Source organism: Parvibaculum sedimenti, from assembly GCF_009184905.1.
Taxonomy (GTDB): Bacteria; Pseudomonadota; Alphaproteobacteria; order Parvibaculales; family Parvibaculaceae; genus Parvibaculum; species Parvibaculum sedimenti.
Window position 1 is genome coordinate 1 of the sequence record NZ_WESC01000009.1, and the last position, 12601, is coordinate 12601.

The following is a 12601-nucleotide window of genomic DNA, read 5'->3' on the forward strand; positions in this document are numbered from 1 at the left end:
ACTCCCTGCAATCTTCCATCAAAAGGTGATCGCAGATCACGACGCCAGAGGTAATGTGGGGGCAAAACACCGCTTACAATAAGATCGTTGCGTCGCGGGCGACAGGTTGCGCAAACTCATGTCGTCGATCATACGACGGCGCAGCGGGCTTACCGCTGCTTTGGCTTCAGCCATGGGATGGTCTCCTGGTCAGGGGTTGGTCTCAGCAACCAAACCTTCCCATCAGGAGGCCATCCAAGCCAACACACACGCCAGTCCCGCGTCAGCGGGTTCGTTCAATCCGCTTTGTGTTTTTTTTGGCATAGTGCGCGAGACAGGCGCTCCGCCTCCGATGCGCGTTGTCACCACAGCGGGTGAGGAGCTTATGGTTCTTCCTGGTGGAGGTCTTGCAATCACTAAGCCCAGTTATAGCGAGACAGAGACTTCTGGCGGAACACGCATTGAATTTACAGCACGCAATATGGCCGAAGCACGCAAGATGCTTAAGGGGGTGCAGCGCAAATTCAAAAACATTGACGTTGAGCGGACGCTTCAGCAGGCGGAAGTCAAGAGCACCTATCCTGACGGGCAAATTCACTTCGGATTCGGGATAGGCGGGGATCACTCACCTCGTTCGATCGTAAAAACCGCTGCGGCTTTTGCACACTTCTGTGGAATCCCTGCGGTTGACTATGCTTTGGCCGCGTCATATTTGCGCGATCCTTCAGCCCTTTGCTGCTTCGGGTATTATTTTGAGACTGATTTGGTGACTAATCGGCCTGTCGGAGTCCCGTTTCATTGTGTGGCTGTCTCTGGTGACCCGTCGACAAATCTTCTGCTGGCATACGTTGAGTTTTTCGGTTCAATGCGAATGGTGGTTTGCCTGTCTGATTGCTATAGCGGTCCCGCAATTCAACAATGTTATGCGATTAACCCGCTGACGGGGCGCACCTTGGATATGTCTGTGGCTATGACCTTCAACAAGAAGGACATTGATGAAATCTATAAGTATGCGCGCGTTCCCAACGGAGCCATGCAAAAGGCCTTTGAGGCCGTCTTGATCCCAGCTTTAGAGCGTAAATGGGAGGATGAAAAGCAGCGCGTCCTATCAGATGCAGTAAGTTACGCATTTGATAATTGCGGCGCTAAAGAAGGTGAAATTTTATCGCCCGAACACATTAAACGTATCTCCGGATTGATCGCGGAAAGAATGTCGCCGTATTTGATCAGGCAGATAAAGGGACGACGGCACTAGCGATCCACATTGGATCGGCAGCCAACGGCGGCAATCACTGTGACGCAGTTGTGTCTAACACCTGCCTGCATGTCCCCGTTTGTACCGTCTTTTATGAAAACGGCGCTGCGCGAAAACTCAGGAAAACGGCGGAAAACTGGTCGGGGCGGAGAGATTCGAACTCCCGACCCTCTGCTCCCAAAGCAGATGCGCTACCAGGCTGCGCTACGCCCCGACGGCTTCCCAATACACCGGGAAAGGCCCCTGCCGCAACCATGCGTGCACCCGGGCGCAATATGAATGGAATTTCACATGCGCCATGCTGCACTGCGATTGACCGGTGCGGCGCGCGGGCCTATACGGGCGGCGACGACGGGGCCTTCGCCCCGAAGCTCTAAGAGGAAATGATGGACGGCGACAGTAGTCGGTTGGGCCTGCGGGGCTGAACCTGACGCGTCGGAGGCGGGCTCGCCTCCCTCGTGCGGGTGGCTTTCGTTGGCCCGCGCGAGGTGATCATGGATATCTCCTTTTTTGCGATTTCGCCGCCCGGGAGGGTGGTATCTGACCGCGTTTTCTTCGCTCACTCGAAGGCGATGGAGGGCGGGCTATGAGCAATATTTCGACCATTTCCGTGGCGCGGCGCGAGCGGGTCGCGCCATCCGCCTGGGACGGCATCGCGCTTTGCCTCGTGGCGGGCACACTCGCCCTCATCATCTATGGCGCCCAGCAGATGAATGCGCCGCTGGCCAGCGTCTCCAAGGCGCAGATTTCGCTCTCGCCGGCAGCACTTCCCGAATATGCGCTGCGGACGACGCTGCGGATGTTCGCCGCGCTCGCCGCGTCGCTACTCTTCACCTTCACCTATGCGACGGCGGCCGCCAAAAGCAGGCGGGCGGGGGCCGTGCTCATCCCCATCCTCGACGTGCTTCAGTCCGTGCCGGTGCTGGGCTTCCTGTCCTTCACCGTGACGGGCTTCATGGCGATCTTTCCAGGCAGCGTCGCGGGGGCCGAATGCGCGGCGATCTTCGCGATCTTCACCGCTCAGGCCTGGAACATGGCCTTCAGCTTCTATCAGTCGCTCCGGACCATTCCCGCAGATCTCGACGAGGCGAGCAGGGCCTTCCGGCTTTCCGCCTGGCAGCGCTTCTGGCGGCTCGAAGTGCCCTTCGCCCTGCCGGCCCTGATCTGGAACATGATGATGTCCATGTCGGGGAGCTGGTTCTTCATCGTCGCTTCGGAGGCGATCTCCGTTGGTAACACCACGATCACGCTGCCGGGCATCGGCTCTTATGTCGCGCTGGCGATCGAGCGGCGCGACCTGACGGCGGTGTTCTTCGCTCTCGGCGCGATGCTGGTCGTCATCCTTGCCTATGACCAATTGCTGTTCCGCCCCCTTGTGGCCTGGGCGCAGAAGTTCCGCTTCGAACAGACCATGGGCCAGCCCACGCCCGGCGTCTGGCTGCTGCGCGTGCTGAACCGCGCACGGCTGGTGCAGATCGCGCTGGTCCCCGTGCACAAGAGCTTCGTGGCAGTCGCCCATGCGCCATTGAGCTTTGGTCGCTGGGGCTGGCGCCGGTCGCCCCTTCAGAGGCGCTGGCTCAATATCGGCTGGGGCGTGATCTGGTGGGGCCTCTGGGCGCTGGTCGGCGCTTACGGGCTGCGCGCGCTTTATGTGGAAATGGCGGGTCAGATCGGCTGGGCGGAAGTCTTCAGCGCTTTCAAGCTCGGCCTGATGACGCTGACGCGCGTCATCGTTCTGGTTGGGCTCGCAAGCCTCGTCTGGGTGCCGGTTGGCGTGTGGATCGGCCTGCGGCCGGGCCTCGCCATGCGGCTGCAGCTTGTCGCGCAGATCCTCGCCGCCTTTCCGGCGAACCTTCTGTTTCCGGTCGCCGTGGTGGGCATCCTGCATTTCGGGCTCAACCCGAACATCTGGCTGAGCCCGCTGATGATCCTTGGCACGCAGTGGTACATCCTCTTCAACGTCATCGCAGGCGCGAGCGCATTTCCGATCGATCTTCAGGATGCCGCCGCCAACTTCCGCGTTCGGGGGCGCAACTGGTGGTTCAAGGTGATGCTGCCCGGCGTCTTTCCCTATTTCATCACCGGCGGCCTGACGGCCTCGGGGGGCTCGTGGAATGCGAGCATCGTCGCCGAGCTGGTCACCTGGGGAAACACGCGGCTCGAAGCGAATGGCCTCGGCTCCTATATCGCCAAGGCGACGGCGGCAGGCGATTATCCGCGCATCATCCTTGGGGTGATGGTGATGGCCGTTTTCGTGACATTGTTCAACCGGCTCTTCTGGCGTCCGCTGCATGCTTACGCTGAACGCCGTCTACGCATGATCTGAGGGAGGTTCGACATGGCTATGGCATCGACGCTTCAGGTACAGACGGTCCTTCAGATCGAGGGTGTGCGAAAGGCCTTTCCGCGGCCCTCGGGTGGCGAACTCACCGTTCTCGACAATGTCGACATGACGCTGAAGGAGGGCGAGATCGTCGGACTTCTGGGGCGTTCCGGCTCCGGCAAGTCCACGCTGCTGCGCATCATGGCGGGTCTCATCGAGCCCACGGGCGGCAAGGCGCGGTTCCTTGGCAAGCCGATCGACGGCCCGGCGGAAGGCATTGCGATGGTCTTCCAGACCTTCGCGCTCTTCCCCTGGCTCACCGTTCTTCAAAACGTGCAGCTCGGGCTGGACGCCTTGCAGATTCCAGCCGACGAAGCACATAAGCGCGCGCTGGAAGCAATCGACCTCGTCGGCCTCGACGGTTTCGAGTCCGCATATCCCAAGGAGCTTTCGGGCGGCATGCGGCAGCGTGTCGGCTTTGCCCGTGCGCTCGTCGTTCATCCCGATCTACTGCTGATGGACGAGCCATTCTCCGCGCTCGACGTGCTTACCGCCGAAACGCTTCGCACCGATCTGCTCGACCTTTGGTCCGAGGGGCGGATGCCGATCAAGTCGATCCTGCTTGTGACGCATAATATCGAGGAGGCGGTGCTGATGTGCGACCGCATCCTGCTTTTCTCGTCCAACCCCGGCCGGGTGATCGCGGAAATTCCGGTGGACATCACGCGTCCCCGAAATCGTCTCGATCCGAAATTCCGCCGACTCGTCGACAGCATCTACGAACGCATGACCAGCCCCGCAAAGGCGCTGGTCGCAGGCGCTGCGTTGCCATCTTTCGCGGGCGGCGGCATCGACATGGTGCTTCCGCGCGTCTCCACGAACTCCATCGCCGGCCTGATAGAAGCCGTGGCGGGCGCGCCCTATCACGGCCGCGCCGACCTGCCGCAGGTGGCCGAACATATGCGCATGACCACGGATGCGTTGTTCAGTATCGGCGAGACGCTTCAACTTCTTCGCTTTGCGGAGATCGAGGGCGGCGACATCAGGCTGACCGAGGCAGGCACGCGCTTTGCCAACGAAGATCCGCATGTGCGCAAGCAGATGTTCGCCGAAAACCTGCTCACCTACGTGCCGCTGGCGGCGCATATCAAGCGTGTGCTGGACGAGCGACCGGCCCATCGTGCGCCTTATGCGCGGTTTGCCGAGGAACTCGAAGACGCCATGACCGAGGAATGGGCGGAGCAGACGCTCCGCAGCGTCATCAACTGGGGCCGCTTTGCCGAGGTTTTCGCCTATGACGAGAACCAGGCGATGCTCAGTCTGGATAACCCGGTCTAGGAGAGGCGATCTGAAAAAAAGTGCCGGACATCTGCCGAAAGCCCTCCCCGTGAGGGGCGCGGGGAGGGCCCTCGAGGGGCAGATCAGGCGGCGGCGGGAACCGACACCGCGATGTCGGTCTTGCCGAGCCAGTACGCACGGGACGCCAGTCTTTCGATCCGGTCGGCACGCCAGACGGATGCACCGTTACGGTGCTGCGGGCCGGTCAGGTCGAGTACGCATTCGATATCGAGCGGATTGAAGCCTTGGGCTTTGAGGAGCCGCGTCGCAGAAGCAAGGTCGAGATACTGAGTCATTGGGGGGCCTCCTTACTCTGTCGCAAAGGCAGTTTACGACCGGGGCATGTCATTGGCGTGACCCCGGCATCAATCTTGGGTGAATGGTCTGGTTCCGGGTTAGAGGTGGGCCTGAATTCGGGCAGTGGAAACAGCGTTCCGTGCCCGTGTCTGCTTGTCGCTTGCAAGTCTGGCCGATTTGGGGCGATAAGAGTGCGATTTCAAGACTTTGCCCATATTATGGGGCAAATGAACGGAGTTTAAGGAATGGCCCGCGCGCGTATCTACAAGCCTTCGAAAAATGCCATGCAGTCCGGCAAGGCGAAGACGAAGAAGTGGGTGCTTGAATTCGAACCCTCTGCCGCGCGCAAGGTCGAGCCGCTGATGGGCTGGACAAGCTCGCCCGACACCAATTCTCAGGTCGTTCTCCGCTTCGACTCGAAGGAAGAGGCCATCGCCTATGCGACGCGCAAGGGCATCGAGTTCCAGGTCGTCGAGACCCATGCGCCTAAGCCCCTCATCAAGGCCTATGCCGACAACTTCAAGGCCGACCGCATCGGCCAGTGGACGCATTGAGCGCCACGCTGTCTCTCCTGGTCCCGTAGCTCAGCTGGATAGAGCAACGGATTTCTAATCCGTCGGTCGCAGGTTCGAATCCTGCCGGGATCACCAGCGGACCGCCGTGCGGCGGTCGTCGCGCTTGCCATCTCGCTCTCAGCCGAAAAAGCGTTGCGCGATCAGATAGTCACGCGACGAGGCTCGTGCGCCATTCAGGCGTCAATCACGCCGATGTAAAAGCAAAAATGGACGTGAGATACGTGAGGCGCCGCTTCGACATTATGGCGCTTGTACTGCAGAACATCACAAGGCGCTGATGAGGCATGCTCTACCTTGACGGGACCGAAAGGTCTCGATGGTTCACATTTCCTGTTTCGCGCGTCATGATGATGTCGAACCGGAGAAACCGGGCATGTGAAGAAACGGGGTCGGGGGTGGGAGTGAACATGATGGCGGAATGCGTTCATACCGCGCGCGCGGCGCGGCAATCCGAAACGACGATCATGCGGTTGGCCTTGGGCTTTCTGGTGCTCATGGCGATCTGTTTCTGGGCAATGGCCGGGCATGCGGCGGAAGCGGCTGCCCCGGCGGCGCCGAGCGAGGCCAGCGGCGAGGATCTCTACAAGCGCGGCTACTATCCAGAAGCCCTCGAGGAGTGGAAGAAGGCCGTCGACGTCCATAAGGACGGCGGCGCGGCGTTCCGTCTTGGCGAGGAATATTTCGACGCCAAGGTCGTGCAGCGCGACGTTGCGACGGCGCTGAAATATTACAAGTTCGGTGCGGAGCGTGGCGATGCGCGCGCGCAGATGGATCTTGGAAGCTTCTACGACAAGGGCTGGGGCGTGACACGCGACGCGGCAGAGGCGGCGAAATGGTACGAGGCGGCGGCAAAGCAAGGCATGGCCGAGGCGCAATACAACATCGCCACCATGTATGAAGCAGGCGAAGGTGTCACGAAGGACGAGAGAAAAGCCTATATGTATTTCCTGCTTGCGGTCGATGCAGGCTTTCCGCAGTTCGCCAACAAGGAACTCGAGAAGCTTTCGAAGACGATGAATCCGGAAGACATCAAGCAGGCGACACTTCTCGCCCGTGATTTCAAGCCGGTCATAGGTGCGCCGGAGGCGGCCACACGCTGAAGCGATCATTTCGCGAATGAAGGGCTTCGCCGCGGCGGAGCCCTTTCTCGTTTTCACAGAACTTCTGTAGCATGCTCGTCGTGGGCATTGATCTCACTCTGGAGCGGCGCATGAATTACGTCTGGTCGAACTGGTCCGGTTGGGTAAGAGCCTGGCCCAGATCCATTGCAGAGCCCGCAACCGAAGAAGAGCTCGCCTCCATCCTGCGCGAGGCTGAGGCGCCGGTCAGGCCCGCAGGGACCGGGCATTCGTTCACGCCGCTGGTCGAGAGCCCCGGTACAATCGTCACGCTGCGCCACATCGCCGGTGTTGTCGACCACGATCCGGATACCGAAACCGCGCGGATCAAGGCGGGCACGACGATCCGCGATCTCGGCCCGCTGCTTTTCGACCGCGGGCTCGGGCTCGTCAATCAGGGAGACATTGATCGTCAGTCGCTTGCGGGCGCGGTCGGTACCGGCACGCATGGCACGGGCGGCGAGTTGGGTTCACTCTCGGCCGGTGTTGTAGGCTTCCGTCTCGTCACCGCCGATGGCGAGGTCATTCAGGCGAGCCGCAAGGAGAACCCGGACGTGTTCAACGCGGGCCGTGTATCGATGGGCAGTCTCGGCATCATGAGCGAGATCACCATGCAGTGCCGCCCAGCCTATGTGCTGGAAGAAACGGGCGGTGCCATGCCGATCGAAGATGTTCTGTCGCGCGTCGAGGAATTGCGCGACGCCAATCGGCATTTCGAATTTTTCTGGTTTCCCTATTCCGACCTCGCCATCGTCAAGATACTGGGCCAGACGGCGAAACAGGCCAAGCCGCGCCGTCGCCGGGAGGAGGGCGAGCTCTCGCGCGATGAAAAGATTTTCGTCGCCGCCTGCGAGGCGACGCGTTATGCGCCGTTTATACGCGGGCCGCTGCAGAAATTCCTGACATCGAACACGGAGCGCTATTCCTCCGGAACGCTGACGGAGCCGGGCCGTGTGCGCTGGTCGCATGAGGCATTCCCGAGCGATCGCCATGTGCGCTTCAACGAAATGGAATATGCGGTGCCGGCCGATCTGGGGCCGGATTGCCTGCGCGAGGTCGCGGCCCATATGCGCAAATGCGGCGAGAACTTTCTCTTCCCGCTCGAATATCGTTATGTCGCCGCCGACGACATCTGGCTGAGCCCATTTTACGGCCGCGACAGCGCCACGATCTCTGTGCATCAATATTATCGTCAGCCTTACGAGAAGCTCTTTGCAGGCGTTGAGGCGATTTTCGCGCGTTACGAGGGGCGCCCGCACTGGGGCAAGCTGCACACACTCGGGCCTGCGGAGCTCTCCGCGCTTTATCCGCATTGGGATGAATTTCAGGCGATGCGAATGAAGCTCGATCCGAAAGGAAAATTCCTCAACGGTTATCTCAGGCGGATTTTCGGCGAGGAATGATCAGGCCATCCGGCCGCTTTCGCTCATGTCGCTCGCCAGTGCCACCGATTTGACGAGTGCCCAGACGGGTCGCCCGGTCGCGAGCTGAAGCTGTTCGGCGGCACGATTGGTGATCCGCGCGAAGAGGCGAAGCTCAGCGCCGACCGCCAGTTTCACATCGACTTGAGATGGCCCTGCAGCCTTGATCTCGACGATCTTGGCCTCTATCACATTCTGAATACTGAGCGCGGTCGGTCGCTCCGTCGCCAGCGCGATGTCGCGGGCGTGAAGCCGCAGGCGAACCCGGGCGCCGGGCGCAAGTGCAAGCTCCGCCACGGCAAGTGTCGCGCCGCCAATGTCCAGTTCCGTCAGATGATGGGCGTCGTCGTGATGCGAGACACGGGCCTCGATAATGGTAGCCGGATCGGCGGCGCTGCCATCCTCCCCCAAAATCAGCGATTGAACGTCGAGGCGGTTCAGCACCTCCGCAACTTCGCCACATGCCGCGACGCGACCGCCATGCAGTACCAACACGCGGTCCGCAAGCCGCACGATCTCGTCGATATTGTGGCTGACGAAAAGGATCGGCAAATCGAGGCGACGATGCAGCGCTTCGATGAAAGGCATGATCTCGCGGCGGCGACGAATGTCGAGGCTCGAAAGCGGCTCGTCCATGAGCAGAAGTTGTGGGGCGGAGAGAAGCGCGCGACCGATGGCGACGCGCTGCGCTTCTCCGCCAGAGAGCCGATGCGGTCGCCGGTCGAGAAGGGCGCCGAGACCGAGGAGGTCGATCACCTCGGCGCGTGGCATGGTGCCGGCGCCACCACGCCGCCTTGCGCCGTAGTCGAGATTTTCGGCGACGCTCAAATGCGGGAAGAGGCGGGCTTCCTGAAAGACATAGCCGACACGGCGTTGTTCGGGCGGCATGAAAACGCCCCGCGCTGTGTCGACAAACACTCGGTTGTCAAGCGCGATGCGCCCGCTCTGCGGCCGCGCGAGGCCCGCGATCGCGCCAAGCGTCATCGACTTTCCGGCACCCGAGGGACCGATGATACCTGTCACACCCGGGCCTGCCTCGAAGGCGACATCGAGCGCGAAGCCTTCGACGCGCTGCGTGACGCGGACGCTGAGCTGTGTTCCGCTCATTCCACGCCCCTGATGCGGCGCTGCTGCCTCTGCGCGAAATATTCTGACGCCGCCAACGCGCCGATGGCGAGCATTATCGAGAGGCCGACGAAACGCAGCGCATTGATTTCCCCATCGGGAACCTGCAAGGCACTGTAAAGCGCGATGGGGAGCGTTTGCGTCTCGCCGGGAATATTGGCGACGAAGGTGATGGTCGCGCCGAATTCGCCAAGCGCGCGGGCGAAACCGAGAAGCGTTCCGGCGATGATGCCCGGCATGACGAGCGGCAGCGTCACGGTCGCGAAAACATCCATGCGCCCCGCGCCGAGCGTGCGTGCGGCGGCTTCGAGCTTCGGATCGACCGTTTCGAAGGCGAGCCGGATGGCGCGGACGAGAAGCGGAAAGCCCATCACGGCGGAAGCAAGCGCCGCGCCTTTCCAGTTGAACGCCAGCGTGAAGCCTAGCTGCGTTTCGAGGAAATGGCCGATGGGGCCCTTATGCCCGAAGAGGATGAGCAGCAGATAGCCGGTGACGACGGGCGGCAGAATGAGCGGCATATGGACCAACCCGTCCAGCGCGAACTTGCCCGGAAAGCGCCCGCGCGCCAGCGCCCATGCCACCGCGACGCCCGGCGGCAGGGAAAGCGCCGTGCCGATGACGCCCGTTTTCAGCGACAGCCAGAGGGCCTGCGCTTCGCCCGGCGAGAGCCACGAGCTCCAATCCGCCATGGTTCAGCCGATGATCGCGTTGAAGCGCGCGAAGCCTGCTTCGAGATCTGCGATGAGATCGCGTAGATCTTCGAGCCCCGCATGGATGCGCAGGATGGGCCCCTCGAGGGCGGCGGGCGTCGCTGTGCGGATGCCGTGAAGGTCTTGCGGCACGATGAGGCTTTCATAGCCTCCCCATGACCAGCCCATGCCGAAATATTCGAGATGGTCGAGCATGGCGGCGATGGCAGCATCTGGGCAGGGCTTCAGCACGATGCTGAAAAGCCCGCTTGCGCCGGTAAAGTCCCGCTTCCAGAGTTCGTGACCCGGATCGGTGGGCAGCGCAGGGTGAAGCACGCGGGCGACTTCGGGACGCTCCGCGAACCAGCGGGCAAGTGCAATCCCCGTCTTCATGTGCCGTTCGAGGCGGACGGAGAGCGTGCGCATGCCGCGCAGGACGAGGTACACATCGTCGGGCGCGACCGTCATGCCGAGCGCGCCATGCGTCGCAAGCACCGTCTTGCCGGCTTCCTCCGTCGCGGTGATAGCGCCCATCATGACGTCGGAATGACCGCAGAGATATTTGGTGACCGCCTGGATCGAAACATCGGCGCCATGTTCGAAGGGCTTGAAGTAGAGAGGCGAGGCCCACGTATTGTCGATGATGAGCTTCGCGCCGCCTTCATGCGCTGCTTTCGCCAGCGCGGGAATATCCTGCATCTCGAAACTGATCGAGCCCGGCGATTCCGCATAGACGACTTTGGTGTTCGGTTTCATGTGCCTGGCGATCCCGGAGCCGATCTCGGGATCGTAATATTCGACTTCCACACCATTGCGTTTGAGGATCGTGTCGCAGAAATGGCGCGAGGGGCCATAGACGCTGTCGACCATCAGCAGGTGATCGCCTGCCTTGAGAAAGGCCATCAACGCGGTGGAGACCGCCGCGAGGCCCGAAGGCGTCAGCACCGTCTTTGCGCCGCCTTCGAGGGCAGCAATGGCTTCCTCAAGCGCGGCCAGAGTCGGCGTGCCGCGCCGCGCATAGGTGTAGGGCTGGCTTCGGGTCTTCATCGCCTCGACGGTGGGGAAGAGAATCGTCGAGGCGTGGTAGACGGGCGTATTGACGACGCCAAAATGCACGTCCGGGTGGCGTCCTGCGGTGACAATCAGCGTATCCTGCTTGGGCTTCATCTCGGCTCACTGGGCAAATCAACGAATGTTCGACGGATGTTCAGGCATTGCACCGTGGCGCGATGCGGTTAGTCTGTGCCGTCGAAGGGGGATACCCCATATCGTCGAAGCATAGCACCCAAGCAACGCCCCCTGGCAAAGGGGGCGAAGAGAAAAGTCCCGACCCATGGCCAGAAGACCCAGCCTCCTGTCTCGTCTCTTCCCGTTCGTCTTCGGGCTGCTGGTTGGCGCGGGCACGCTCTATTTCTTCATGCCAGGGCCGGGCGCCTCGGTGGGCAAGCCCGTGCAGGGGCAGCCCGTGGCCAAGGCGGGCCAGCCGGCTCCGGCCGCGCAGCCCCAGGGCGCGACGCTCGCCACGGTCCGGGAGCGGGGCTATGTGCAATGCGGCGTGAGCACCGGCCTGCCCGGCTTCTCCAACCCCGACGACAAGGGCGTCTGGACCGGCATCGATGTCGATTTCTGCAAGGCGGTCGCCGCCGCCGTCTTCGGCGACGAGACCAAGGTCAAATATCGCCCGCTCAACGCCAAGGACCGTTTCACCGCGCTGCAATCCGGCGAGGTGGACGTGCTTTCGCGCAACACCACCTGGACCATGTCGCGCGACACCTCGCTCGGCTTCAATTTCGCGGGCGTGATCTACTACGACGGGCAGGGCTTTATGGTGAAGAAGGCCTCGGGCATCACCAGCGCCGCGCAGCTCAACGGCGCGACGATCTGCACGCAGACGGGCACGACGACGGAGTTGAACCTCGCCGACTATTTCCGAGGCCAGAACATGACCTACAAGGTTCTGCCCTTCGAGAAGAACGAGGAGGCGCTCAGCGCCTATGACAGCGGCCGCTGCGATGCCTATACGACCGACGCGTCGGGCCTCCACGCGCAGAAGCTGATCCTGAAGAACCCGGTCGAGCATATGGTGCTACCAGAAGTCATTTCCAAGGAACCGCTTGGGCCGCTGGTGCGGCAGGGCGACCCGCAATGGGAAGACATCGTGCGCTGGACGCTTTTCGCGCTGATCGACGCGGAAGAGCTGGGCGTGACCTCCACCAACGTCAATCAGATGAAGGCGAGCCCGAGCCCAGAAGTGCGCCGCATGCTCGGCACGGAAGGCGATTTCGGACAGGCGCTTGGGCTTTCAAAGAATTGGGCGGTCGATGCAATCGGGGCCGTCGGCAATTACGGCGAGATGTTCGAGCGCAATGTGGGCGTGAAAACGCCGCTCGGCATTCCGCGCGGGCTCAACGCGCTCTGGCGGAATGGCGGGCTGATGTACGCGCCGCCTATCCGCTGAGGGCTCGCGCGTGGCTGGGGGGA

At 61.8% G+C, this 12601-nt stretch carries 11 protein-coding genes, 2 tRNA genes and 1 pseudogene; 8 read left to right on the plus strand and 6 right to left on the minus strand.

Annotated elements, in window-relative coordinates; genetic code table 11:
* Positions 1–78: 78 nt before the first annotated feature.
* Positions 79–174, minus strand: a pseudogene (locus F2P47_RS10865) (tyrosine-type recombinase/integrase); the annotation flags it as partial.
* A 157-nt stretch (positions 175–331) separates the two neighbouring features.
* On the opposite strand from F2P47_RS10865, the gene F2P47_RS10870 reads away from it, so the two are divergent.
* Entirely contained in the window at positions 332–1234 is a 903-nt protein-coding gene (locus tag F2P47_RS10870) for an HNH endonuclease (protein WP_185681071.1), read from the plus strand.
* Positions 1235–1371: 137 nt separating this feature from the next.
* Here F2P47_RS10870 and F2P47_RS10875 read toward each other — a convergent pair.
* Positions 1372–1448 (minus strand) — tRNA-Pro (locus F2P47_RS10875).
* Between the two features lie 372 nt (positions 1449–1820).
* On the opposite strand from F2P47_RS10875, the gene F2P47_RS10880 reads away from it, so the two are divergent.
* Both F2P47_RS10880 and F2P47_RS10885 read left to right on the plus strand, forming a co-directional pair.
* Positions 1821–3560 carry an ABC transporter permease gene (locus tag F2P47_RS10880; RefSeq protein ID WP_152216394.1) on the plus strand — a complete coding sequence of 580 codons (1740 nt, stop codon included), beginning with the start codon at positions 1821–1823 and terminating at the stop codon, positions 3558–3560.
* A gap of 18 nt (positions 3561–3578) precedes the next feature.
* On the plus strand, positions 3579–4895 hold the full coding sequence (locus F2P47_RS10885) for an ABC transporter ATP-binding protein (protein WP_152216554.1): 1317 nt from the start codon (positions 3579–3581) through the stop codon (positions 4893–4895).
* A gap of 83 nt (positions 4896–4978) precedes the next feature.
* Here the strand turns inward: F2P47_RS10885 and F2P47_RS10890 are convergent, their stop codons facing one another.
* Positions 4979–5191 carry a hypothetical protein gene (locus F2P47_RS10890; RefSeq protein ID WP_152216395.1) on the minus strand — a complete coding sequence of 71 codons (213 nt, stop codon included), beginning with the start codon at positions 5189–5191 and terminating at the stop codon, positions 4979–4981.
* A gap of 246 nt (positions 5192–5437) precedes the next feature.
* Here F2P47_RS10890 and F2P47_RS10895 point away from each other — a divergent pair, with 246 nt between their 5' ends.
* From F2P47_RS10895 to F2P47_RS10910, 4 genes are all read left to right on the plus strand, one after another.
* Positions 5438–5746: an ETC complex I subunit gene (locus tag F2P47_RS10895; protein WP_152216396.1), complete on the plus strand. Its 309-nt coding sequence runs from the start codon at positions 5438–5440 to the stop codon at positions 5744–5746.
* A 19-nt stretch (positions 5747–5765) separates the two neighbouring features.
* A tRNA-Arg gene (locus tag F2P47_RS10900) sits at positions 5766–5842 on the plus strand.
* A 332-nt stretch (positions 5843–6174) separates the two neighbouring features.
* Entirely contained in the window at positions 6175–6867 is a 693-nt protein-coding gene (locus F2P47_RS10905; protein ID WP_185681072.1) for a tetratricopeptide repeat protein, read from the plus strand.
* Positions 6868–6938: 71 nt separating this feature from the next.
* Complete coding sequence (locus F2P47_RS10910) at positions 6939–8288, plus strand: D-arabinono-1,4-lactone oxidase (RefSeq protein ID WP_152216398.1); 1350 nt, start codon at positions 6939–6941, stop codon at positions 8286–8288.
* Here F2P47_RS10910 and modC read toward each other — a convergent pair whose 3' ends face one another.
* From modC to metC, 3 genes are read right to left on the minus strand one after another with little or no spacing between them, the layout of a single operon-like run.
* A complete protein-coding gene (gene modC, locus F2P47_RS10915; RefSeq protein ID WP_152216399.1) occupies positions 8289–9413 on the minus strand; it encodes a molybdenum ABC transporter ATP-binding protein in 1125 nt (374 codons plus the stop codon).
* Entirely contained in the window at positions 9410–10120 is a 711-nt protein-coding gene (modB, locus tag F2P47_RS10920) for a molybdate ABC transporter permease subunit (RefSeq protein WP_152216400.1), read from the minus strand. The genes modC and modB overlap by 4 nt, the downstream gene beginning before the upstream one ends.
* 3 nt (positions 10121–10123) lie before the next feature.
* Positions 10124–11287: a cystathionine beta-lyase gene (gene metC / locus F2P47_RS10925; RefSeq protein WP_152216401.1), complete on the minus strand. Its 1164-nt coding sequence runs from the start codon at positions 11285–11287 to the stop codon at positions 10124–10126.
* A gap of 250 nt (positions 11288–11537) precedes the next feature.
* Between metC and F2P47_RS10930 the strand changes: the two genes are divergently transcribed.
* The gene (locus F2P47_RS10930; RefSeq protein ID WP_152216555.1) at positions 11538–12578 is read left to right on the plus strand and encodes an amino acid ABC transporter substrate-binding protein; all 1041 of its coding nucleotides are present in this window, start codon (positions 11538–11540) and stop codon (positions 12576–12578) included.
* Positions 12579–12601: the final 23 nt, after the last annotated feature.